This is a genomic window from Collinsella aerofaciens (assembly GCF_028206995.1).
GTDB lineage: Bacteria > Actinomycetota > Coriobacteriia > Coriobacteriales > Coriobacteriaceae > Collinsella > Collinsella aerofaciens_AQ.
This window is the reverse complement of record NZ_JAQLFL010000020.1, coordinates 1-23,267: the sequence shown is the minus strand read 5'-3', so window position 1 is coordinate 23,267 and position 23,267 is coordinate 1. Positions and strand designations below refer to the sequence as shown.

The window sequence follows — 23,267 nt, the reverse complement described above, 5'->3', positions numbered from 1 at the left end:
TATTACGAGCTCCTGTGCGAATTGGAGAGAGCGCTCCCGCAAACTGCCTCTTGACAACTTATAGGAGCGTCGGTTTTATTTTTCGTTTTCCCGGCATGGTTGAGGGTATCCAATTAAACGTAGTAGATAGGCCCGTTTTGTGGCATACGACCCATTCAAGCCCAATCTCGAAGGCTAAAGAGAGCCTCTCATCCGCACCTGCGAGCGAAAACCAAATAAAATGAAAGGCAAATGGAAAGCCCGTTTGACGAGCGGAGAACATATGCGCGACGTAACCGAAAGCGACTGGAAGCTGTTTAAGAAAATGCTTCCTCAATGGCAAGAACGTTATATGGAAAAGCTCATCGGCCAGTACGTTGAGATGCTGAACGGCGACAGCGAAGCGTCCAGTAGATTTTGGGCACTAGAAGAGCGCCTCAATAGAGACAAGCTGTCCTCAGGCGTAATTGCAAACGACATTCGCCGCAGCACAATGCACCGCGAGATAGCCAATTTGCTTATCGACAGCGTGATCACCCTTGACGACCTTGACGGTTTTACCGAAGACATTAAGAGCTATGCGCAACACTGGATTGGCCAGTAAGAGCACTGAACGACAGACATCCCCAGCAAAACGGGGCAAACGCTGGGCCACCTAATGGTTGTCCGGCGTTTGCCCAGATAAAACCTGCCAAAATATACCTGTCCCTTTTTGGCAGGTTACTCGGCGCTCTTGAGGGCGCCGACCATGTCGATCTTGTTGAGCGTTCGATTGGTGGCAAGGTTGACGATAAACGTAAAGGCAAAGGCCAGCAACACGGATAGCACGTAGCTCAGCGGCTCGACCTCAACATCAAAATACAGCGACGGCATCTGCAGGATGTACGTAAAACTCTCGGCCAGCAAGCCGCCTAGCGGTACGCCCAGTGCGGCGCCAATCGCCGTGAGGATCAACGTCTCCTTGTTGACGTAGTGGTGCACCTCGCCGCGACGGAAGCCCAACACCTTAATGGTCGCCAGCTCGCGCTCGCGCTCGGAGATATTCGTGTTGGACAGCGTAAACACCACCACAAACGACAGGCACGCCGCCATAAAGGTCACGAGCACCACGACCGAATTGATAATCGTAAAGTTCGCCTCATAGTTTTCCCAATGCTCGGCCGTACTCGAAATCGTAAGCCAACCGTCACTCTTAAGATTCTTGCTAAACGCAATCTGGTCGGCCGACGAACCCTTGAGCAGTGCAAAGATGCCGTTAAGACGCGCGCTTCGGCCGAACGTGCGCTCATAGGTGCCCTGCGTCATGTAAAGCGTGTTGCCCAGATAGTTAAGCGAAATGTCGCTGACTTTGACCTTGGCAACATTGAGCGACGAATCCTGGACGTGAGCCGTATCGCCCGGCTGAATCCCCAGCACCAGCTGTGAACTTTTGCTCAGATACACGTCTCCGTCACGCAAAGGCAGCGGTTCTTTGGACTCATCCTCCAGACGCACGTAATCGCCCAAGTCACTCGTGCGGTCATCGGGCACCACGATCAGCTGCACAGTCTCGCTCTTGCCGCCAAATGTAAAGGTGACGTTGTCGGTCATAATCGGCAGCGTCGAAGTCACGGTCACGTTGGAATCATTGGACGCGCTGCGCCCATCCAATGCCGCGCACGTCTGTGAAAAATCGTCGGGATTGGCGACCGCCAGCAGATCGTAGCGCGTGACGTGGCCGTACTGCTTGGGCGACAGCGCGACCGACGTATCACGAATGCCCATGCCGCAAATTACAAGCGCTGTGCAGCCCGCGATGCCAAAGATGGTCATAAAGGCGCGCTTTTTGTAGCGGAACAGGTTACGCGCCGCCACCTTGTTCAAAAAGCCCATGCGACGCCAGATAAAGCCGATGCGCTCAAGCAAGATGCGCGAGCCGGCACGCGGGGCCTTGGGACGCATAAGCGAGGCTGGGGTCTCGGACATCTCGTGGCGGCAGGCGATAATCGTAGCGCCCACCACGCCCACGGCAAACAGCGCCACCGACACGAGCGACGACACGATGTCGTACGAAAGCAGCATCTGGGGCAGCGAGTACATGTCGTCGAACACCGTAAACAGGAACAGCGGCAGGCCCACAAATCCGATGATGTTGCCGAGCACGCCGCCGATCAGACACGCCCACAGCGAGTAGTCCACGTATTTGGACAGAATACGCCCACGTGAATAGCCGAGCGCCTTGTACAGGCCAATAAGCGTGCGCTCCTCCTCGACCATGCGCGTAGCGGTGGTAAGGCTGATGAGCACGGCGACGATAAAGAAGATAAACGGGAACACCGTGGCGATGGCCTCAATTGACGAGCTATCGCTTTCCACGCTCGAGTAGCTTGCGATATTGCCGCGGTCCTGGATGTACCACGTACATTCGCCTAGATCGGAAAGCTCGGCGCGGGCATCGGCGAATTGTTGGTTGGCGGCGGCGCGGCGCTGGTCCAACTCGGCCTGAGCTTGGACGCGCTCCTCGCTGCCCTCGGCCATACGGTCGATGTTGCCCTGTTCAATCCCAAAGAGCATATTCGCCTGGCGTTCGGCCGCATCTAAGCTTGCCGGCGTGTCAACCGTCAACTCCTGAGCACGTGCCTTCTCACGCTCCTCGCGGATCTTCTCGATATTGCCCTTGACCTCGTTGATCTTTGTCGTGTAGGCGTCCGAATAGGAGCTGAGGCTCTTGGCTCCCTCGACGATCACGTGGACCGAGGAGTAGGAAGAAGATGTCGCGGCGTCCTCGTTCACATAGAACTTATAGTCCGCAGCCGAAGCAGCGCGAAAGGCGTTGACTGTCGAGTCGGAGCTCACGTCGGTGGGATCGAGGACCTCGGCCGTAATGGTGTAATCGCCCGCGGCAAACTGGTCCTTGGCACTTTGGTTCGACGAGCTCGCGTCATTGGCGGCAAAACTCACCGTATCGCCGAGCTTTTTGCCCGAAGCCTTCAGGAACTTCGAAGTCACCGCGACCTCATCGGCGCTCTCGGGCAAATCACCGCTCACCAGCACCGGTTGATCGATATTCTCCTTGGAAAGACTTTGCACGATCACGCGCTCGCGTGTTGTGCCCACGGCGGTGTAGGCGGTCTCGGTGTAGATACCCTCGGCCGTCTCGACGCCGTCGACCTCTTGGATAGCCGCAAGATCGTCGCGCGTAAGGCCATAGGTCGACTGCACGTTAATGTCATAGACATTCTGCTGGTCAAAATAGGCGTCGACCGAATCGCGCAAATCTTCGCAGCCTGCCTTAAGACCGCACATCACGCTCGCGCCAAGCGCGGTGATGACCACGATAGACAAGAAGCGCTTAAGACTGCCGCGGATTGTACGGTAGATGCCACGGCGAAAAACCGTCGGCACCATATCGTTTGAGCTCTGAGCGGTGCGGTAGGTCGCAAACTCCCGGTCGCGACCCGCGCGCTCCGTATCGTGGTTTTGGCTGTTTTGGCGGTCCTGGTCCATGGGCGCTACCACTCGATCGTCTCGATAGGCACGGGATTTTGCTGGACCGTCTCGCTCTCCACGCGACCACTCTTAAAGCGGATCAGGCGATCGGCCATGGGCGCGAGCGCGGAGTTGTGCGTGATGATGATGACCGTAATGCCCTGCTTGCGGCAGGTATCCTGCAGCAGCTGCAAGATCTGCTTGCCGGTTTTATAGTCGAGCGCGCCCGTGGGCTCGTCGCATAAAAGAAGCTTGGGGTTCTTGGCCAGTGCGCGGGCAATGGACACGCGCTGCTGCTCGCCGCCCGAAAGCTGCGCGGGGAAGTTGGCGAGGCGCTCGCCCAGGCCAACCTGGCGAAGCGTCTGTTCGGCATCGAGCGAATCGGGGCAGATCTGAGCTGCAAGCTCAACGTTTTCGAGCGCCGTCAGGTTGGGAACCAGATTGTAGAACTGAAAGACAAAGCCGACGTCGGCGCGGCGGTACTCCACAAGCTGCGCCTCGTTGGCAGAGCTCACGTCGCGCCCGTCCACTGTCACGGAGCCGGAGGTTACCGTATCCATGCCGCCTAGGATGTTGAGCGCCGTAGTCTTGCCGGCGCCCGAAGCGCCCAGGATAATGGCGAGCTCACCGCGCTCAACGGTAAAGCTCGCGCCGTCGAGCGCATGGATGCGGGCATCGCCCTCGCCGTATGCTTTGATGACGTCTTTGAATTCGATATAGGCCATCGATCGGTTCCCATCTGGTCGGATAACTCTTTAGTATTACCCATTTCACGCCGACCAAAAAGGGACAGGTTCATTTTGGCAGGTTTTATATGGGGAAACGAGGAGCGCAGGCAAGCGCCGGGAAGGCAGAGAAATCATCGACGGGGTCAGGCCGACCGCCAAACACAACGCACGCATCTCTATCTGTCAGCAAAATCATTCGAACAGCTGTTCGTTTCTATGATATGATTCCGTTATCTAAGCAGGCCAATACGCAGAAAGGCGGCCAACATGGCGTTCGACTTTAAGAAGGAATGCAAGGAGCTCTACAAACCTGCAAGCAAGCCGAGCATCGTAACTGTCCCGCCTATGAGCTACGTTGCCGTTCGCGGAAAGGGCGACCCAAATACCGAAGGTGGCGAGTACCAAAACGCCCTGCCGCTGCTTTACGGCATCGCCTATACCGTCAAGATGTCGAAGAAAGGCTCAAGGAGTATCAAGGGCTATTTCGACTTTGTGGTACCGCCGCTCGAGGGTTTCTGGTGGCAAGACTCCCCGAGCGGCGACATCGATTATGTACGCAAGGACGATTTCAACTTTATCTCGTGCATTCGCCTGCCCGATTTCGTCACCCGAGATGACTTTGACTGGGCAGTCGCGGAAGCCACGACCAAAAAGAAACTTGACTTTTCTGCCGTCGAGCTGCTTAAAGTTGACGAGGGCCTCTGCGTTCAATGCATGCACACCGGGCCCTACGACAACGAACCGGCGACCGTAGGCGCTATGAATGAATACACGACCGAGCAGGGCTATGTCCCCGACTTCTCAGACACCCGTTTCCATCACGAAATCTATCTCTCCGATCCACGCAAATGTGCACCGGAGAAACTTAAGACTGTGGTTCGTCATCCTATCAAGCGCGCTGAATAGCGTGGAGCGTCATCTCACGCGCTAGGTTTTAAGCCAGCCAACCAGCCGCCTCCTAGGCCGTCCGGTAATTATCTTGACGCGGCCCGTCGCATCTTATAAGTTTGTTTTGCTAAAGCTGGAAAGCCTCTCAACGATGCGCAGCTCCAGCTCTTTTTCTATCAAGAGGCTTAAATGAAATACCGGAAGTCGCGGATATCCATCAACGAACAAATAGCACTATTGACAGAATACAGGGGTCTTAAGTGCTCTGATCAAAGCGAACTCGAGCGAGCTTTGGTCGAAGTCGGCCACTACAGACTGTCGGCCTACTGGTTTCCCTACAAAACCAAATGCAAGTCCGGGATTACCATCTTTCGCGAAGGCACAACATTCGAAACCATCATCTACACGTATGAATTTGACCGAGCCCTCCGGCAGTTAATGTTTGATGCGGTCGGCAGAATTGAGATCTACCTCAAAAGCAGAATTGCCTATCTTGCCTCTGAGGAACGCGGGCCTTTCTGTTACCCAGATGTCGCCATAACGAGGCTCAACTCGGCATGTCCATCGCGCTTTGCGCCGCGCTGGGCTACGCAGCCGTCTTTGGCAGCGCCACCAATACGCTGCTCGCACCCATCCTGATTGGCTGCGAAGTCTTCGGTTTCGGTAATCTGCCGGCATTCTTCATCGTCTGCGTCGCGGCTTACCTGTTCAACATGGATAAGTCGATCTATGCCCTGCAGAAGCGGGCGTAGAAAGATGTCCAAGCAAGTGGTCTCAACCGGAAACGGCATCCCACTCTAAGGCTGTATTCCGGGACACGGTTTCCGTTTGGGACGCCATTCGGAAAGCGCATCCCGCTCTTTCACGGCGTCTTGGCTATGCAAAGTGCTCGAACGTTATTCCTCGTACGCGCCCTCGAGCCGAAGCAGCCACTCCTTGCGATCAAGCCCGCCGGCATATCCGTTAAGCGAGCCGTCGGCCGCCACCACGCGATGGCATGGCACAATAATCGAAACAGGGTTGCGAGCGACCGCGGCCCCCACGGCACGGGGAGACACAACGGGTGTCTCATTTCCCGGCACACGATGTCGAGCCGCAACACGCTGGGCGATCTCGCCATACGTAGCGACCTCGCCACGCGGAATAGAAAGCAGCTCGTACCAAACTTCACGCTGAAACGCCGTGCCAATCAAATGCAACGGCGGCGTAAACCGAGGTTCCTGCCCTGCAAAATAAGCATTCAGCCAAGCCCACGAACGCTCAAGCACCGAAGAAGCCGCACCATTTGCAGGACTCACCGACGACATGCCGCCAGCACCAGAAACTGCATCGGCGCCTTCAACATGTTCAGGATCTTCTTTGAGAAGCGTGGAGCCAAAATGCTCCTGTCCCTCAAACCAAAGCCCCGTCAGACCGCGGCCATCAGCGGCAAGCAAGATTTCGCCCAAAGGCGAAGCAAACGTCGTCGTGACCACCAGCGGCTCCTTTCAAAACTCCGCAACATAATACCGCGAATTGTGCAGACAACCCCAATCGACCCCAAAGTCACCCAAGGCAGCAGGCGCGCAGCGCCGAGGCCGCCGCCGGGACCAGGGCCCGCAACAGCCACGCGCCCCCACATCAGCCCAGCGGCCTCAACCAACAACGGCCCCATCGCAGGCCGCTTGCAGCAGCGTCACCGCAGGCGGGGGCCGGGCTCAGTTTTCAGAACACTCCGCAGACCAGTGTGGCGCCTTGTCCGCGGCTCCGAAGGAGCAGGACAAGGCGCCACACATGGTCGAGGACGTTCTGAAAACCAAGCCCGGCCCCCGCCGGACAGGTCACACTACTCGCAGAGCAGCTTAGCGATCTGGACGGCGTTGGTTGCCGCGCCCTTACGGATTTGGTCGCCGCAGCACCAGAAGGTAATACCGCGCGTGGCCTCGGGGTTCGAGATGTCGCGACGCACGCGACCGACCCAGATCAGGTCCTGGTCGGACGTATCCATCGGCATGGGGAAGCGATCGTGCGCATCCTCGGCGCTCATATCGTCAACCAGCTTCACGCCCGGAGCGGCAGCCAGCGCAGCACGGGCCTCTTCCACCGTGATGTCGCGCTCAAACTCGAGCGTAATGCTCTCGGAGTGCGAACGCAGCACAGGGACGCGCACGCAGGTGCAGTTCACGCGCAGCTCGGGCAGATGCATGATCTTACGGCCCTCGTTCTGCAGTTTCATCTCCTCGGAGGTAAAGCCCTCCTCCTTGACGCCGCCAATCTGCGGAATCAGGTTGCTCGCCAGCTGGGCGGCAAACGCGCGCGGCTCGGGAATCTCCTCGCCACGGCCCAGGGCGGCCAGCTGAGCCTCGAGCTCGGCCATACCGGGCGCGCCAGCGCCCGAAGCTGCCTGATACGTGGACACGATCATACGCTTCACGCCGGCAAGCTGGTGCAGCGGCCAGGTGGGAACCAGGCCGATAATGGTCGCGCAGTTGGGGTTGGCGATAAGGCCGTGATGCCATTTGATATCGTCGGCATTGATCTCGGGCACGACCAGCGGCACCTCGGGATCCATGCGGAAGGCGTGGCTGTTGTCGACCACGACGGCTCCGCGCTTGACGGCCTCGGGCAGCAGCTCCTTAGCGATATCGTCGCCGGCAGCGCCGAGCACGATGTCGCAGCCCTCAAAGGCCTCGGGGCAAGCCTCTTCGATCACGATTTGCTCGCCGCGGAACTCAACGGTCTTGCCCGCGGAGCGTGCGCTTGCCAACAGCTTGAGCTTGCCGACCGGGAACTCCTGCTCGTTGAGGCACTCGAGCATCTGGGTGCCCACGGCTCCCGTCGCGCCCAAAATAGCAACCGTGTACTGTTTCATGCTTCCCCCTTTAAAGGTTGTGGCTTTTGCTCGCATGCCGAGCAGGCCGATTATTGTTGCCAGTTTATACAAGAACGGGGCGGGCACGAAACCCGCCCCGTCGAAACGAAACCGAAACGAAACGCCCCGCCGTAGATTTTTGAGACATGATCCAAAAATCTACCGTGCAGTCGCTACTTTTTGAGCGCAGCCAGGGTGGGATCGACCGGCGTGGGAGCCTCCAAGTCGGAGACCTTCACAATGCCGTTCTCGTCGGAGAAGGCACGGTAAATGGTCTGAATCGCCAGGTCGAAGTCTTTCTCCTCAACACCGATAATGATGTTGATCTCGTCGCAGCTCTGCGAAATCATGCGCACGCTCACGCCGGCCTGGCCAAGCATGCCAAACAGGTGGCCCGAGATACCCGCGCGGCCGCGCAGGTTACGACCGACGGTAGCGATGAGCGCCAAGCCCTCGACAACCTCGATCTCGAGCGGCTCGACCTCCTGTTGAATGTCGCCCACGAGCGAGTACAGCGAATCGTGAACGTCCTGCTCCTGCACCACGGCGCCAAAGCGGTCGACACCGGTGGGCATGTGCTCGACGGAAACGTCATAGCGCTCGAACACCGAAAGCGCACGGCGCATAAAGCCGACGCGGGGCTTGGTGCGGTCGCGGGCGACGTTGATGGCGACAAAACCGCGCTTGCCGGTCACGCCGGTAATGATGGGCTCCGCCTCGCCTTCATCAGCCGTCTCGCTAATGATGGTGCCGGGGTCCTGCGGCGCATTGGTGTTCTTGATGACCAGCGGAATGCCTGCCTCGCGCACGGGGAACACGGCTTCCTCGTGCAGGACGCTTGCGCCCATGTACGAAAGCTCGCGCAGCTCCTCGTAGGTAACGCGCGCAATGGGCTGAGCCTCCGGAACAATACGCGGATCCGCAGAATAGAAACCCGAGACGTCGGTCCAGTTCTCGTACAGGTCGGCGCCCAGGCACTTGGCCAGAATCGAGCCCGAGATATCGCCACCGCCTCGATCGAGCAGCTTGATCTGGCCCTCACGCGTCGCGCCGTAGAAACCAGGCATAACAAAACCGCCCTGCTGGCCGTACTCCTGCACCAACTCGGAGGTGCGGTTCATGCTGAGCGTACCATCGTGATGGAACGCCACAACCGTCGCGGCGTCCAGGAACGGCAGGCCCAGGTACTCGGACATCAGGCGAGCGGTGAAGTACTCGCCGCGGCTCACGAGCTCCTCGGTAGAGTAGCCGCCCGAGCGGGCGCGCTCGGCAAAGGCCGCGAACTCCTCGCGTATGGGATAGGTGAGCTCCAGCTCGTCAGCGATATCAAAATAGCGCTGACCAATGTCCTCGAGCAGCTCCTCACACGACACGTGGTACTTAACGTGCGCGTTAACCAGATAGAGCAGGTCGGTCACCTTGGTGTCACCCTTAAAACGGCGACCGCAGGCGGAAACCACCACAAAACGGCGAGCCGGATCGGCATCGACGATGGCCTTGATCTTCTTGAAGTGTTCGGCGTCGGCGACCGACGAGCCGCCAAACTTGGCAATCTTAATCATGGGCTGGAGGTTACCTTTCTAAAAAGCCTCTGCGAACCTATTTTGCGCGCTCTGATACCATGGTTTCACCGATTGGGACCAAGGCATCCGAGGAGCAGTGTTATATGGGAACTTATCATAGTACACGAGGACGCACTTTATCGTGCTCAAGTAAGGTGGCAATCCGCACCGGCATCGCTCCCGACGGGGGTTTGTTTGTCTCGGACGAGCTCGGCACCCAGCAGGTCGATATCAGCTCGCTTGCAGCTAAATCGTACTTTGAAATCGCTCAAGATGTGTTGGGAATGTTACTGAATGATTACACGGCCGAAGAAATTTCGGCGTGTGTCGACGAGGCATACCGCGGCACGTTCGCGAGTGAAGAGGTTACGCCGCTCGTCAAACTCGACGCAGCGCCGGGCGCTGACGCCCCTCAGACCTATGTGATGGAGCTCTTTGGCGGCCCCACAAGCGCCTTCAAGGATGTCGCCCTGCAGATGCTCCCCCGTCTGATGGCCCGCACTTCCGCCAAGGACGGCGGCGCCGAGCGCATCATGATTGTCACCGCCACGTCGGGCGACACGGGCAAGGCCGCGCTCGCCGGTTTTGCCGACGCTCCGGGCACGGGCATCACCGTCTTTTATCCCGAGGGCAAGGTCAGCCGCGTCCAGAACCTGCAGATGTCCACCCAGGAGGGCGGTAACGTCGCCGTCTGCGGCATCCGCGGCAACTTCGACGACGCCCAGAGTGCCGTCAAGCGCATCTTTGCCGATAAGGAGCTGGCCGAGCGTCTTGAGGCCGCCGGCACGGTGCTTTCGAGCGCCAACTCCATCAACGTCGGCCGCCTGGTGCCGCAGGTCGTCTACTACTTTGCCGCCTATGCGCAGCTGCTGCGCGCCGGCGCCATCGAGGCCGGCGACGCCGTGGAGTTCTGCGTGCCGACCGGCAACTTTGGCGATATTCTGGCCGGCTACTACGCCAAGCGCATGGGTCTGCCCGTCGCCAAGCTCATCGTCGCGAGCGACAAGAACAACGTGCTCGCTGACTTCCTGACTACCGGCGTCTACGACCGCAACCGTCCGTTCTTCACGACCATCTCGCCGTCGATGGACATCCTTATTAGCTCCAACCTGGAGCGCATGCTGTACTTCCTGTCCGATGGCGACTGCGAGCTCGTTGCCGGCCTTATGGAGCAGCTTGCCCAGACGGGTCGCTACGAGGTTCCCGCCGACCTGCTGGCAAAAATTCAGAGCGTCTTTGGCTGCGGTTGGGCCAGCGAAGACGAGGTTCGCGCTGCCATCAAGAGCTGCTGGGACGCGAACGGCTACGTGATCGACCCGCACACCGCCTGCGGCTATCACGTCTTTGAGCAGGTCGCCCCCGCCGAGGGCGCCAAGGCCCGCGTGCTGCTTTCGACCGCCAGCCCTTACAAGTTCCCGCGCGCCTGCTGCGACGCCCTGGGCCTCGACGTTCCCGAGGATGATTTTGAAGCCATGCGCGTGCTCGAGCAGGCCACCAATACGATCGCACCGGCACAGCTCGCCGAACTCGAGTCCAAGCCCGTCCGCTTCGAAGACGTCTGCGACGTAGCCGACATGGCCAACTACGTAGAGCAGGCTGCAAAAAAGATAGCAACCAACTAAACCCCTTATAAGGCGCCGGCGAAAGCCGGCGCACCTTCTTTTATCAGATACCTACCGGGATGATGACGAACGTGCATAGCGTGCCTGGCTGTTTAGTTCGTCGCGAGTTCCGCACGCAAAGGAAAGCACTTAATGTGCTTTCCGTCTTGCGCAGGACTGCCCGAGCAGCGAACTAAACAGCCAGGCACGCCAGGAGGACTCACATGATCAAGATCACCGTCCCAGCAACAAGCGCCAACTTGGGCATTGGCTACGATACCCTCGGCATGGCCGTCAGCCTCTACTCGCACTTTACCTTCGAGTGCGCCGACAAGCTCACCATCACGGGCTGCCCCGAGGAATTCCAAAACGAGAACAACCTGGTCTACGTGAGCTTTGTCGATGCACTGGCCGCATGGGGCGAGCCGGCCTTCCCCGTCGCCATCGACATTCAGACTGACGTTCCCGTCGCCCGCGGCCTGGGCTCCAGCTCCACCTGCGTCGTCGCCGGCATTATGGCCGCCGCCGCGCTGACGGGCCACACCGTCGACCGTGCCGAGCTCGTCCGCATTGCCACCGAGGTCGAGGGGCATCCCGATAACGTCGCCCCCGCCATCCTGGGCGGCGCCGTCTGCTCCTTTACGCCGACCGATTCGCTCCCCCAGTGCCTGCGCTACGAGGTGAGCGATCGCCTGCGTTTTATTACCGTGATTCCGCCCTACGAGGTACACACGAGCGAGGCGCGCAAGGTCGTGCCGCAGGAGATTCCGCTCTCCACCGCCGTGTGGCAGATGGGCCGCATCGCCGGTATGACGCGCGGCTTGGAGACTGGTGACCTCGACCTGATTGCCGCCGCCAATGACGACCGCATCCAGGAACCCTATCGTCGCCGTCTGATTCCCGACTACAACGCCGTGCGCGACACCTGCCTTAACGGCGGCGCCAAGACCATCTGGATCAGCGGTTCGGGCTCGACCCTTATGGCTGTGACCGACGACACCATCGTGGCAAAGTTCCTGCAGGTCAAGCTGCGCGAGCAGTTCCCTAAGTGTGATACGCATATTCTGACGTGCGACACCGAGGGCGCTCAAATCGAGTACCTGTAGACATCGCCAATCGGTCTGTCCGGGCCACCCAGGGGCATCCCCTTAAAAACGTCCTCGCACTTGAGGCCCGCTTATCCTGCTCCTTCGGAGCTGCGGATAAGCGGGCCTCGTGCTGCGGAATGTTTTTAAGGGGATGCCTCTGGGTGGCCCTATGGCAACGTGGCTAGCGATGTCTACAGGGACCCACGCTTTGAAGGGGCGCCGGGCTGAAATTATGGCTTTTTATTGATAGGGGCACTTGCTAGGCTGGAGCACTTACTAGAGGCACGCCTCGGCGATGCGCTTTTTGAGTTCGTCGATGCCGGTGCCGGTCTGGGAGCTTGTGATGATTACGTTCTCGGCCGGGACGTTGAGCTGCTTTTTGATGGCTGCTGCCTGGCGGGCCTGCTGGGTGCGGCTGAGCTTGTCGGCTTTGGTGAGGCAGACGATAAAGTTGAACTCGTTGCCCTGCAGGTAGTCGATCATGTCATGGTCGAGCTTACTGGGATCGTGGCGAATGTCCACCAGCGACACAACCAGGTTAAAGCTGCGCTCGGAGTCGAAGAAGTCGCCGATGAGCTCGGCCCACCGGTCGCGCTCGGCCTTGGAACGGCGGGCGAAACCGTAACCCGGCAGGTCGACAAAGTGCACGTCATCGGCCTCAAAGAAATTGATGTTGCTCGTCTTGCCCGGCGTACTCGAAACCTTGACCAGGTTCTTGCGGCCAAAGAGCTTGTTCATGATGGACGACTTGCCCACGTTGGAGCGGCCCACAAAGCTCACCTCAGGGCAGGTGGACTCGGGGATCTGCGAAACCTTGCCGTAGCTGGCGACGAACTTGGCAAGCTGATAGTTAATGGAATCGGCCATGGACACTCCTTGGTCGTAGGTTCTTACAAATAGACGCGCTATTGCGCAGCGGCAATGCGGCGGACGATATCGAGCGTGATGTCACTTGCGACACGCGCATACTCGAACAGATCGAACTCGCGCTCGCAAATTGCATCGTACGCCTCGTCACAATTATCGCTGATAGCGCGCAACACCAGGCAATCGACACCATTTTTGGTTGCGACATGGGCAATTGCCGCGCCCTCCATGCCGACACAATCGGCATGCGTCGCCTCGATAGCGTCATTGCGCATGGTGGCGCCCGTCACAAAGCGGTTACCCGTGGCAATCGTGCCGACCAGGAACTGCTTGGTGCCCTCGTTCGAAGCGACTGCATTTTTCGAAGCGTCAACAAACCCACGCTCAGCAAGCACGTCGGCGGCAATATCGACCAGCGCGGGCGTCGAGCCAAACTCCTCGAGCCCCGGTGCGGACTCGGCGATAAGCGCGGTATCGGTATCCAGATAGCGTAGGCGTTTGCCAATGACCACGTCGTCGATATGGAGCTTGGGGTTCAAACCGCCCGCAATGCCCGAAAACACAACAGCCTGCGGAGCATACTTGCTAATGAGGTGCTGTGTTGCAGCGGCGGCGTTCACCGTGCCCATGCCCGCCGTTGTGGCGACAACTGTCAGGCCGTCGAGCTCACCGCTCACAACGGTCAAGCCTGCCTCCCGTGCCTCGCAAACGTCGCTCAGCTCTTCCTTAATCTGCATGATCTCTTTTTCGAGCGCACCGATAATCGCGATGGTAGCCATACCATTCCCCAAACCTATACGAAATTCTCAACCAAGGTATGGTACCAGCATTTTGTTTGACCTCGCCAAACGAACACGCTAAGCCAGTGCAGCTCGCGTATCAAACAGAGCCTTTGCAATCGCAGCCGTAACCTCGCTCGAACGGTCGCTCGATGGCATCGATGTCATGACGCTCATGACATAGGTACGGCCATCGATGTCGATGAGGCCTGCATCGCATGTCGAATAGTAGCCGTCCTCGCTGATCCAACCCGCTTTGTTGCGCACCAAGACCTGATCGTCCGCAATGCCATCGCGAATAAACGAGCGCGATGTTGATGCCAAAAGGCCTGACAACCACTGTGAAGTCTCGGTATCCATGCTCAGATACTCGCTCATCTCGCGCCATAACCTCGCAGAAGTGCGCGGGCAGTAGGTCGGAAAATCACTCATCGGATTCAGTGCCGTTTCGTCATCAACACCCAGATTGGCAATCCAATCCTCATAGCCATCATGGTCAAACGCCGCGCGTAACGCGATAAACGAATCGTTGTCTGAGTTGGCGACGGCATTCTCGATAAGGTCGCGCACCGTCTGCCAGCCCATGCTGCAACCACCATACGTGGCTAAAGGCCCATCGAGCGACACCCGCCCCGATTCGACCAACGTCTCGCAAATATAGAGCGCATACAGCGCTTTGTAGCTGCTCGCTCCATACACCTCGACATCAGCGTTATACGTCACGCCCCTACCGCTCGATAGGTCGTAGAACACTACACCCACGTCGCCCAGCTCCTGCGCCCGACACAGGGCATCCTGGAGCGAGGCAAGGCTCTCATCCTCCAAGGCAAGAGTCTTGTTATCCACCAACGAGAAGGTCCGAACGGTATCACCCGAAGGGATATCGTTGAAGTCCGCCTTCGAAAGTCTCGTCTTGAGATCTGCCGTCGACAGAGCTTGATCTGCCGACGCTTTGAACTTTGAAACCTTCTCGTTTTGCAGCTGTACCGTTGACGCATCTGGGCGCACCGTTCGCTCCGAGGCGTAGGTTTTAACGGTAATTCCGAGGATAATAACCGCCGACGTTAGCATCCCAATGGCGGCAATCTTCCTCACGCGGATGCGAGCGCCGGCAAGGCCACGCGAAGACGTGCCCTTCGTCTTATATCTGCTGCCATGCTGCGGCACATACTCGTCCCGCGATGCGATGTTTCGCACGTGGTCTCCTGACTGCCACCGTTTATATACGAGCAGTATGATACCGAGCAGGCATTTCTTTCCAAAGATATTCAGCGGCGTTTAAGGTGTCTTTAAAGAAACCACAAGCGTATTTATCCAAATGGCACGATTCTGTTGCGCATCTCACCGCAACCCAGAGAGCAGTCTTTTAAGGACGGGGCTCTTTGGCAATCAACTTGGTGCCCAGGGGCACTCATTTAAGTCTGTCCCCAATGAGTGCCTTTGGGGAGCGAAAATGGCTCGCTAGCCGATGGCGTTTTTGAGTTCAGCGCGGCGCTTTTTCATGCCCGTCATGACGGCGTTGCGCAGCTCGGGCATGCGCGCGGTATCCATCTGTGGAACGCCCTCGAGCTTATAGGGAATCCCCAGCTGCTCGTATTTGACGACACCCATGGTGTGATACGGCAGCATCTCCAGGCCGACCACGTTATGCCACGGGGCAATCAGGCGACCGAGTGCCTCGCACTCCTCCACCGTGTCGGTAATGCCCGGCACCACCACGTGGCGGATAACGACCTTAATCTTGCGACGCGCGAGCTCATCACCAAACGCCAGAATGCGTGCGGGATCGCAACCGGTCAGCTTTTTATGCTCGACGGGATCGGCGTGTTTAATGTCGAGCAGCACCATATCGGTCTCGTTGAGTACGGCATCGAACTTCTCGGGATGCGCGGGATCGAACGCATAGCCGCAGCTATCCAAGCAGGTATGCACGCGGCCATCGGGGTTGTTGTGCATTGCACGGAACAGGTCGGCCAAAAACTCGGGCTGCAGAAGCGGCTCGCCGCCCGAAACCGTAATTCCGCCGCTGCGATAGAACTCGTGGTTACTCTGGAACTCATCCATCAGGTGTTCGACGGTCACCATGGTGCCGCCGTTAACCGACCAGGTATCGGGATTGTGACAATACGCGCAGCGCATGGGACAGCCCTGGACAAACACCACAAAGCGAATGCCGGGTCCGTCGACCGTTCCCATCGTCTCGATTGAATGCACGCGGCCTAGGGCAAATGCGGAATCCTCAGGACGAGCGTCCACACCCTCAAGCGTCATCTCAGCCATTCCCGCTACCTTGCCTCTCCTTGGATGCAACCAATTAAAATGCCAGAGCCATTCTAGCCCATGCGCTTGCGTTTAAACGTCTCGGGCTAGAATGGCACGTTTTAATCTATCCCCCATCACCATGGCTGGGGTCTACGTCGAGATGTCAGGCTGAAGAACGCTCACCTGCGGCCTTTACGCCTTAAGCGTGAGCACCGCACCGAAGGCGGTCGGGCCGCAGTGGCTCGAGATGACGCCACCAACCTGAGTCCAGGTAATGTCCTTAAAGCCCAGGTCGCGCGCATAGATTTCCATGTCGTCGCGCAACTCCTCGGAAAGACCCACCGAATACGCCAGGCCAATATGCGAGTAGTCGATCTCGCCCTTGGCAACCATGTGGTCAATAAAGGCACGGGCGCACTTGAGCATAGAACCGCGGAACTTCTTGGTCGCCACGAACTTGCCGCCCGTCACCTCAATGCAGGGCTTAATCTTGAGCAGGTGGGCACCGAGGAATGCCACGTTGGACAGACGACCGCCTGCCTTAAGGAAGGCAAGGTCCGTAGGAACAAAGCCCAGCAGCACACGGTCCATGACGGAGTTCGTAAATGCAAAGATCTCGTCGACGGTGGCATCGGGGTGAGCCTCGATGTATTTGGCGGTCTCGACGACAACAAGCGACTGACCCACCGAGACAAAGCGCGTGTCCATGGAGAACACGTAGTCGCGGCCCTTAGCTGCAATCTTGGAGGACTGATGCGAGCAGGTCGTGGCCTCGGAGTACGCAAGATGCAGAATGGTCGCATCGGGCTGCTCGGTATGGATACGGTCGTACACGTGAGCAAAATCCGCAGGCGCGCAGCCGCTGGTCTTGGGCATTACGCCAAACTCGTTGCAGCGTGAATAAATCTCGAGCGGATCGATCGAGCCGTCCTCGACGGTCTCGTCACCAATCATGACATGCATGGGCACGCGCACGATGCCGTAGCGTTCGCAAAGCTCCGGCGTCACATCCGACCCAGACTCAACCACGATTACGTACTTGCCCATTATTATCACGACCCATCTCAACATTGGCTTTTCAATACATGGCACGCGCCGCCGCACTGTTGCACAACGGCGTCCAAGCGCCAAAGAGACGCCGCCCCTTGCACACAACAAAGGACAGCGTCTCCCTGGAAAACTCCGTGCATCCTGAGATTCTACACGGTTTATTAAGGAGTGTTACTTATTCCGCAAACGGTCGCTATACGCGATAAACGGTAGCTGGCCGCGGTAACTGCGACACATTCCGCCCAGCAAGTCCAATCGTACTCCATGCACGGTTAATGCACGAGGCGGTAGAAATTCATCGATACCGCACCCTCGGCGTGCAGCTCCATCGCCGGAACCGCCGGCGAATAGGTACGGCTCGTAAGTGCCGCCTCGCCGCCATTTGCAAAAATCTCGACCATCGTAGTGTCCGAAAGCACGCGTAGGTCGCGAAGCTCGCCGAGCTCAATCGACCTCTGGTCGCGCCCATAGCCTTCGTCACCCATATCGAGGGTAAGCATCCCGTCCGTATAACGCACAAAGACACCCTTGCGGATTTCGAGCTCGACCATCTTGGCGCCCTCACAGGAAACCACAAGATCAAACAGGCGGCCCGGCTCCTCAACGGTTTCACCGCCTGTCGCGCGAACGCAGTCGCCGCGCACCTTCTCAATCTCGTGCGCCGGCTGCTGACAGAGCTTACCATCGCGTATGCTCAGCTCTCGCGGCACCGTCAACGCGCACTGCCACCCGCGTGCCACCGTCGGGTTTTCTGCCGTCGCATCGGGGCAACCAGACCACCCGATCATCAAACGCCGACCCGCAGCATCCTCAAAGGACTGCGGTGCGTAGAAATCAAAGCCGGCATCGACCATCGGGGGCATGCCCTGCCCGGTGATCTTAAAGCTCGGCGCCTCCCAATCGGCCTCGATGGAGAACCACACGCACTGGTGCGGATTGCGGTAACACCAACCATCGGCGGGCACACCCTGCGGACAGCAAACGAGAATAAGCTCGCCATCAAGCTCAAATAGATCAGGGCACTCCCACATAAAGCCAAACTTCTCGCCCGGCTCAATGCGCGTCGCATAGCTCCAGTCCTCTAGATCGTGCGAGGCATAGACAAGCACGCAGCCACGATTGTCTTTCGTACGAGCGCCGAGAACCATGTAGTAGATACCGTCGTGTTCAAGGATTTTGGGGTCGCGCACGTGCGTACCGATATCGTCGGGGTAATCGACCGGCCCAACAGCCATGCGCTTCTCGCCCAATTCGTCGGGATTCTCGGCAACCATATGAATTTGGTTTTGCTCACGGCCCGTCAACACGTAGTCGTAATCATCGCGGTCAAAATGCTTGACGTTGCCGGTATAGAAGTAGTGAATCTTACCATCACGTACAAAGGCAGAACCAGAATACGCTCCACTCGAATCCAAATCGGAATCGGGAAACAGCACGGGACCGTGATTCTCGTAGGTCACAAAATCCTTTGTCGTCAGATGGTTCCAAAGCACTGGACCGCCATGCGCAGCATCGAACGGATCGTATTGATGATAGATGTGATACGTATCACCAATCTGAACCAAACCGTTGGGGTCGTTGAGCCAGCCAAGCTCAGGCTCCACATGGAACAGGAGCCTATCGGGGTCGGACGCGATGCGAGCCGCCGTCTCGTCCTGTCCAGCTCGCCACTGCTCATAGTCCGCGCGTGTCACCTTATTTTTTTGATTAAACATCGCCGTTGACTTTCTCGTCTATGGGGAAGGACGCTCGACTCACACGAGTCGAACGCCCTTCCTCAAATGGACTTATCCTCAGATTACGCTGAACGGCTCAACTAGAAGCTAACGTCGAAGCCAGCGCCAGCGCCCTCTTCATCGGTGGTCGGCACGCCCTTTGCCTTGTTGTAGGCAAAGATCAAGACGATCGGCACGATAAAGGCGATGAGATTGCCGGCCACATACCACACGAGCGTCTCGGGCGTAACGATGAGCAGGCCAAGCACACCGGTCAGACCCTGACCGATAGCGCGCACCTCAAAGAGCTTCACGAAGGCACCGCCGCAGCCTGCACCGATGCAAGCGCAGACGAACGGGATGATCGAGTAGCGCATGTTTGCAGCAAAGATTGCGGGCTCGGAGATACCGACCAGCGTCGGGATAAAGGACGACATGCAGATGTTGCGCTCTTTGGAGTGCTTCTTGTGGATGAGATACATGCCGATGGCGCCGCCGCCCTGGGCGATGATGGAAACCGACCAGATGGCCTGGATGTAGTTGAAGCCGGTCGTGGCAACGAGGTTGGCCTCAATACCCTGGATGAACTGATGCGTACCGGTAACGACGAGCGGCTGCAGGAACGCGGCGAAGACAAAGGCGCCAAAGACGCCCATCCTGTTGTACAGGACATCGATTACGCCAGCGAGGACGTCGCCGATCAGGTTGCCGAGCGGGCCGAACACGGTGAACAGGGCAACGTTAGCAAGAATCAGGGTAACGGTCGGGACAAAGACAAACGAGACGACCTCGGGGATGTACTTCTGGGCAATCTTTTCGACCTTGGCCATAAACCAGGCAGTCAGGATTGCAGGGAACACGCCGCCCTGGAAAGCAACCATGGGAATGGAGAGCGGACCAAAGTTCCAGTACTCAGCACCCGTCGGATCCATAACGAACGTGTTGCGGTTCATAAGGCTCGGGTGAACCATGACGATACCGACGAGGATGCCCAGAATCGGGTTACCGCCAAAACGCTTCACCGCGCTGTACATAACCAGGACAGGCAGGTAGTCAAACGTGGTGGCGATAATGGCAAAGAAGCTTGCGAGGTTCTTGAGGAACTCGCTGTGGTCGGCAAGGCTACCCTCCATGCCAAAGAGGCCGTTGGCAACGATCAGCGACTTAAGGCCGATGATGATAGCAGCGCCGACGAAAGCGGGAATGATGGGGATAAAGATATCCGAGAATACCTTGAGGACCGAGAAGAACTTGCCCTTCTTGTCCGCCTCGGCGCCCTTGACCTCGGAAGCGCTGATCTCCTTAACGCCCGTCAGAGCCATAAACTCATCGTAGACCTTGTTGACGGTACCGGTACCGAAGATGATCATGAGCTGGCCGCTGTTGTACAGCACGCCCTTGACGCCATCGATGTTCTCGAGCTCGGCCTTGTTGTACTTGCTCGTATCCTTGAGCACCAGACGCAGACGCGTAACGCAATGCGTGGCGCCCTCGATGTTCTCCAGACCGCCGACGTTATCGACGACTTGCTGAGACACTACTTTGTAGTCCATGTTCCTCTCCATTCCCTTACGAAATCATAAAACGTTTTGATGCCATTACAGAGACGCGATCGTTGCATTTGCGCACTTGAGCGTACCGTCGGTGACCGTCAGTGCCACACCCTGGCCCTGCTTATTGCAGAAGCGCGCGTTAAGCGCAACATCATCGACAAAGATGGTCGCGATATCGTCGTCAACGACCAGACGCACATGATGAGTGCCCTCGCCCTTAAAGAACAACGGACGCTCGAGGCCCATGTTGTTGACCTGGAACCACGGATACTGGGGGGCCGCCATAAACTCGAGCTTGCCCTCACGCAGGTTGGCGCGGAACTCATAGGCAAGACCGGACTCGGCGTCCTCGGCAAGCTTCACCGAGAAGCCGGCAGCGTCACCGGCGAGCTCGATGTCGGCATCGAGCATATAGGTGGAACCGGCATCCGCGGCGAGCACCTGCTCGACCTTGCCCGACTCGCAGGAAAGCTCAAAGGCCTCGACTGCCTTAGCCTCGCCAAAGGCGCCAAGCATGCTGTCAGGGAGCTTGGTGCCGAGCGTTCCGTCGGCACGCTGAACGATCTCGAGAGGCATAAAGGTGCCACCCCACAGGTAAGAGCTGGGATCGCCACCCTCGTCACGCGTAGGAACCCAACCAAAGAGAACGCGGCGCTCGCCATCAAATGCGGTACGCGCGGCATAGTACGCGCGGCCATCGAATGAATCGTCAGCAGGAGTGATCCAAGGACCGTTGATGGAGCGAGACATGCGGTAACGGGTCTTGTTGCCATCACTGTACTCGGAGAACACCAGATACCACCAGTCGCCCATCTTAAAGAGATCAGGCATCTCGAACATGGTGTAAAGGCCCGGATTCCACCAGTCGCCCTGGAACTCCCAGGTATCCAGGTCCTTGGAGGTGAACTTGACCAGACGCCCGGTCATCAGACGCTTGTCCTCGCCCACGCGCGTGCCGAGGATGAGCATGTACTCTTCGTTCTCCTCATCCCAAAGCACAAAGGGATCGCGCCAGTTGCGGTCATCGTAACCTTCCTGGGGCGGAAGCAGCGTCTCGGCGATGTTCTTCTCCCACTTGACGGCGTCGTCACTCGTTGCGTGAAGAAGAACCTGCTTCATCAAGCGTGCGCGGACCTTATCGCGATTGCAACCAGTGTAGAGCGCATGGTACTTGTCGCCCACCTTAAACACCGTGCCGGCATAAACATACTGGTCGACTTCCTCGTCGCCGCCACGCTCAAGGCTCTCGCCAAAGTCCTTGTAATTGACGAAGTCCTTGGTTGTCGCGAGTGCCCAGCCAAACGGCTCTCCGAAAGGTCCGGGGTTTCGCGTGTCACGCTGATGATAGAGATAGAACGTGCCGTCCTCGCCGTACGGCATGATGTCGCCTACCCAAATTCCCTCAGGCTGGTAATACACCTTGTGCATCCGAGACTTCCTTTCTCACGAGATACTAACTCGGTACAACTGCAAGATATGTCAATCGTTTTCATATGTCAAACGTTTTTACACCAATACGTCTTTTCGCAGTTCCAGTCGTCGGCAAACGGTTGACATATGCCGGCGAACGGTCATCAGAGGTGTTTGAGGAATTCTTTTGGCACGGGATGAACTACGCGGTTTTACCCTCAATGAGTTCAACGGGGAGCTTGATATTCGATTCGGGCTTTTCGCCGTTAATAAGAGCAATGATGGATTGCGCCGCGAGCTCTCCGATGCGATCGATATCTTGGCGAACGGTTGTTAAGTCAGGCATAAACGTCATAGTGCGGCGGGCACCATCCGCGCCCACGACCTTAATATCGCCCGGAGCGCTCAAGCCGCGCTGCTTCATCACGTTAAGACAGATAGCCGCCATCGTGTCGTCTCCCGCAAAGATGCCGTCAATATCGGGGTTCTCATCGAGGATCTTCGCAACGACCGCACTCTTTTCGTCGTCGGGCTTAACGAACTCGACCTCACGGACAAGCGCGGGCAAACCGGCCTGCTCAACAACATCGAGGTAGGCATCGGTACGCTTATTGGCAGGCATGCGCATGCGGCTATTGCTGCGCAGGCACAGGATGCGTGAACATCCGTCATCGATCAGGCGACGCGTGGCAAGTTCGCCGATGCTATAGCTGTCGCTCGCAATCTGAACAGAGGCTTCGCCAAGGTCGCAGTCGATACCAACCAGACTCAAGCCCATCTCGGCATACGCCTCGGCACCGATATTAAGCGAGTTGACGATGACGCCATCAACCATATTGCGTCGAAGCATGTCGATATAAGAGCGCTCAAGCTCGGGTCGATTGGCGCTATTGCACAGCAGCATCTTAAAACCGTTTTCGGCCAGGGTATGCTCAATGACTTGAACCACTTGGGCATGAAACGGACTGCTGACATAGGGGACGATCATACCGATAAGATTCAGGCGACCGTTGAGCATGGCACGAGCGATATCGTTGGGCGTATAGTTGATGCGCTTCATCGCGGCATGGACCTTATCGCGGGTCTCTTGGCTAATATAGCCACGATTATTAAGCACACGAGATACCGTAGTAGGCGAAACCCCCGCCACCGCCGCAACTTCCTTGATGCCAGGCTTAGCCGTATCCTTAGAACGAGCACTCTCGCGAGCCATAGCACCCTCCCCCATCAACATGTCATACGTTTACATACGAACAAAGCATACCCCAACAACAGCGGGATGACGGTAACAGTACAAGTAAGTAAACGACTCATCCAAATAATTAGGAGAGTTCCGCCTAAAGGGTGACTACACAGGACCCAGCCGGGGCTGTTTGGGCTACCTCCCAAAACATTCCGCACTGATATTTTCTGTATTGAAGACGTCGATGATGCCCCCATATACCATTGGCGTCGACACCATAAGA

At 57.7% G+C, this 23,267-nt stretch carries 20 protein-coding genes; 6 read left to right on the top strand and 14 right to left on the bottom strand.

Annotated elements, in window-relative coordinates; genetic code table 11:
• Positions 1-262: 262 nt before the first annotated feature.
• Entirely contained in the window at positions 263-583 is a 321-nt protein-coding gene (locus PMX60_RS09885; protein ID WP_195235102.1) for a multidrug transporter, read from the top strand.
• Positions 584-699: 116 nt separating this feature from the next.
• Here the strand turns inward: PMX60_RS09885 and PMX60_RS09880 are convergent, their stop codons facing one another.
• Positions 700-3,465, bottom strand: a complete 2,766-nt coding sequence (locus PMX60_RS09880) for an FtsX-like permease family protein (RefSeq protein ID WP_271747776.1) — start codon at positions 3,463-3,465, stop codon at positions 700-702.
• A gap of 5 nt (positions 3,466-3,470) precedes the next feature.
• Entirely contained in the window at positions 3,471-4,172 is a 702-nt protein-coding gene (locus tag PMX60_RS09875) for an ABC transporter ATP-binding protein (protein WP_227790901.1), read from the bottom strand.
• Between the two features lie 270 nt (positions 4,173-4,442).
• On the opposite strand from PMX60_RS09875, the gene PMX60_RS09870 reads away from it, so the two are divergent.
• The 3 genes from PMX60_RS09870 (at position 4,443) to PMX60_RS09865 (ending at position 5,815) form a co-directional block, all read left to right on the top strand.
• A complete protein-coding gene (locus tag PMX60_RS09870) occupies positions 4,443-5,081 on the top strand; it encodes a GyrI-like domain-containing protein (RefSeq protein ID WP_195620798.1) in 639 nt (212 codons plus the stop codon).
• A 171-nt stretch (positions 5,082-5,252) separates the two neighbouring features.
• On the top strand, positions 5,253-5,702 hold the full coding sequence (locus PMX60_RS10260) for an Abi family protein (protein ID WP_195620789.1): 450 nt from the start codon (positions 5,253-5,255) through the stop codon (positions 5,700-5,702).
• Positions 5,621-5,815, top strand: coding sequence for a chloride channel protein (locus PMX60_RS09865; protein ID WP_195520693.1), 195 nt, complete (start codon positions 5,621-5,623; stop codon positions 5,813-5,815). The genes PMX60_RS10260 and PMX60_RS09865 overlap by 82 nt, the downstream gene beginning before the upstream one ends.
• A 144-nt stretch (positions 5,816-5,959) precedes the next feature.
• On the opposite strand, the gene PMX60_RS09860 is transcribed toward PMX60_RS09865, so the two are convergent.
• The 3 genes from PMX60_RS09860 to PMX60_RS09850 form a co-directional block, all read right to left on the bottom strand.
• A complete protein-coding gene (locus tag PMX60_RS09860; protein ID WP_239057599.1) occupies positions 5,960-6,538 on the bottom strand; it encodes a methylated-DNA--[protein]-cysteine S-methyltransferase in 579 nt (192 codons plus the stop codon).
• A gap of 350 nt (positions 6,539-6,888) precedes the next feature.
• Entirely contained in the window at positions 6,889-7,914 is a 1,026-nt protein-coding gene (locus PMX60_RS09855; protein WP_138374600.1) for an aspartate-semialdehyde dehydrogenase, read from the bottom strand.
• A 173-nt stretch (positions 7,915-8,087) separates the two neighbouring features.
• Positions 8,088-9,476 (bottom strand): aspartate kinase, encoded by a 1,389-nt coding sequence (locus tag PMX60_RS09850; RefSeq protein WP_271747775.1) that lies wholly within the window; start codon positions 9,474-9,476, stop codon positions 8,088-8,090.
• Positions 9,477-9,580: 104 nt separating this feature from the next.
• On the opposite strand from PMX60_RS09850, the gene thrC reads away from it, so the two are divergent.
• Positions 9,581-11,098, top strand: a complete 1,518-nt coding sequence (gene thrC, locus PMX60_RS09845; RefSeq protein WP_271747774.1) for a threonine synthase — start codon at positions 9,581-9,583, stop codon at positions 11,096-11,098.
• 203 nt (positions 11,099-11,301) lie between these two features.
• The gene (gene thrB, locus PMX60_RS09840) at positions 11,302-12,183 is read left to right on the top strand and encodes a homoserine kinase (RefSeq protein ID WP_271747773.1); all 882 of its coding nucleotides are present in this window, start codon (positions 11,302-11,304) and stop codon (positions 12,181-12,183) included.
• A gap of 258 nt (positions 12,184-12,441) precedes the next feature.
• Here thrB and yihA read toward each other — a convergent pair whose 3' ends face one another.
• From yihA to PMX60_RS09795, 9 genes are all read right to left on the bottom strand, one after another.
• Entirely contained in the window at positions 12,442-13,032 is a 591-nt protein-coding gene (yihA, locus tag PMX60_RS09835; protein ID WP_006234871.1) for a ribosome biogenesis GTP-binding protein YihA/YsxC, read from the bottom strand.
• A gap of 38 nt (positions 13,033-13,070) precedes the next feature.
• Entirely contained in the window at positions 13,071-13,811 is a 741-nt protein-coding gene (gene mtnN, locus PMX60_RS09830; RefSeq protein ID WP_006234870.1) for a 5'-methylthioadenosine/S-adenosylhomocysteine nucleosidase, read from the bottom strand.
• Positions 13,812-13,889: 78 nt separating this feature from the next.
• The gene (locus PMX60_RS09825; RefSeq protein ID WP_271747772.1) at positions 13,890-15,008 is read right to left on the bottom strand and encodes a serine hydrolase; all 1,119 of its coding nucleotides are present in this window, start codon (positions 15,006-15,008) and stop codon (positions 13,890-13,892) included.
• A 264-nt stretch (positions 15,009-15,272) separates the two neighbouring features.
• Positions 15,273-16,091 carry a pyruvate formate-lyase-activating protein gene (gene pflA / locus PMX60_RS09820; protein ID WP_161115062.1) on the bottom strand — a complete coding sequence of 273 codons (819 nt, stop codon included), beginning with the start codon at positions 16,089-16,091 and terminating at the stop codon, positions 15,273-15,275.
• A gap of 174 nt (positions 16,092-16,265) precedes the next feature.
• The gene (locus tag PMX60_RS09815; RefSeq protein ID WP_271747770.1) at positions 16,266-17,120 is read right to left on the bottom strand and encodes a DegV family protein; all 855 of its coding nucleotides are present in this window, start codon (positions 17,118-17,120) and stop codon (positions 16,266-16,268) included.
• A gap of 275 nt (positions 17,121-17,395) precedes the next feature.
• Entirely contained in the window at positions 17,396-18,838 is a 1,443-nt protein-coding gene (locus PMX60_RS09810; RefSeq protein WP_195543966.1) for a glycoside hydrolase family 32 protein, read from the bottom strand.
• A gap of 101 nt (positions 18,839-18,939) precedes the next feature.
• Entirely contained in the window at positions 18,940-20,391 is a 1,452-nt protein-coding gene (locus PMX60_RS09805; RefSeq protein WP_271747769.1) for a PTS transporter subunit EIIC, read from the bottom strand.
• Positions 20,392-20,436: 45 nt separating this feature from the next.
• A complete protein-coding gene (locus tag PMX60_RS09800; protein WP_271747768.1) occupies positions 20,437-21,819 on the bottom strand; it encodes a family 43 glycosylhydrolase in 1,383 nt (460 codons plus the stop codon).
• A 184-nt stretch (positions 21,820-22,003) separates the two neighbouring features.
• Positions 22,004-23,014, bottom strand: a complete 1,011-nt coding sequence (locus PMX60_RS09795) for a LacI family DNA-binding transcriptional regulator (protein ID WP_225093894.1) — start codon at positions 23,012-23,014, stop codon at positions 22,004-22,006.
• Positions 23,015-23,267: the final 253 nt, after the last annotated feature.